2 protein-coding genes are annotated in these 1,334 nt (G+C 42.4%); both read right to left on the bottom strand.

Going from position 1 to position 1,334, the window contains the following annotated elements; all coding sequences use genetic code 11:
• The coding region (locus tag A3757_RS18310) for a carbonic anhydrase (protein WP_304439198.1) at positions 1–277 on the bottom strand (277 nt) is incomplete at its 3' end.
• A gap of 172 nt (positions 278–449) precedes the next feature.
• Entirely contained in the window at positions 450–1,253 is an 804-nt protein-coding gene (locus A3757_RS18305; protein WP_068508465.1) for a hypothetical protein, read from the bottom strand.
• Between the last annotated feature and the right edge of the window lie 81 nt (positions 1,254–1,334).

Raw genomic sequence — 1,334 nt, 5'->3', positions numbered from 1 at the left:
TATGTTTGACTTCAAGAACGGCAACAGCATACTCAATCGTTGCCGTGGTACCACCAGTATAGTTGCTATGCGGTGGAACAATATTGCCTGCATTTCGACATATGAATAGTTCCCCTGGTTCCGTCTGAACTAAAAGGTTTGGGTCAATACGAGAATCAGAGCATGTAATAAAAAGAGCTTCTGGATGCTGCCCTTTCACAAGTTGATCGAATAGTTCTTTCTTCTGAGGGTACACTTCGGTTTTGAATCGTACGATTCCACTGGCTATTTTTGGCATAACAATTCTCTATAACTCAATTAACGTGTTGAATAATAGCTTTCTCAACCGGTATAGGGAAGCGATATAGCAAGGAAAAGCCCTAACTAATTTTTTATGTTCGAGTGCCCTATTTTGACGCATAAAAAAACAGGCTCGCGCCTGTTTTTTTATGTATAACAACGTAGAGAGCTTAGTTTCTCGCGGTAATTGTATAGCTGGAATCTGGATGATACTTGATATCAGACATGTAAATGCTTCCCATAGTTGGGCCGCTAGTATTTCCTTTAACTCGAATATTCTCCATGCTAATTCGAGCAATTTCTGTCGGCATATATATTTTTATACCGCCTTCGTCAGTAATTTCTATAGGCCCTCTTCCTTCCTGGTATTTCAAACCCTCAATAGAAATATCTGCTTCAATCAGGTTAGATATCGGACCAACACCTGCCATGGTTAATACACTGTCCGCTAACTCATAAGCCACTTGCTCATCCTTGGGCTCTTCATATTCATCTTCGTCGTTATATTTATGCTGAAAACCGGCAACCGCTCCGTCAGCATTCTGACCGATGCTAAGCCCCATACCTGGTATTGGACCGAACCCTTGGGCATTAACACCTGCCAAAGCTTCGTCATCAAGCATCTGCATGCCGCCAAACTTACCTAACTGTTCTCGTGTTAGCTCAGCGCTACTGGTGTTATTAATTGGTAAAGCTGCAGCGGGACTCGCAGCCATAGCAAGCATCGGTTGAAACGGCGCCGCAGCCAAAGCAACAAATGCTGCAGTGTAACGGTAACGAGACTGATGCTTAAGTGTTCTATTTAGCTCTTTCTCACTAATCCAGCCTTGCTTAATTAAGACCTCACCAAGCATCATGTTCTCGGAGGCTTGAAGCTGAAGTGCTTGATCAAGTTGCGCTTCGCTAATATAACCGCGGTTTACTAATAAGCGCCCAAGTCTGGATTTTGCTATTTGCTCATTATGCTTAGTCATACTTCCCCCGGGATAGTCGATCTTTATCTTATTAAGGTACTCTGAATCATTAATGGCTTATTAAAATATATACAGCCATCT

Source organism: Oleiphilus sp. HI0117, from assembly GCF_001635235.1.
The sequence above is the reverse complement of the archived record's forward strand: the minus strand, read 5'-3'. Positions and strand labels throughout refer to the sequence as shown.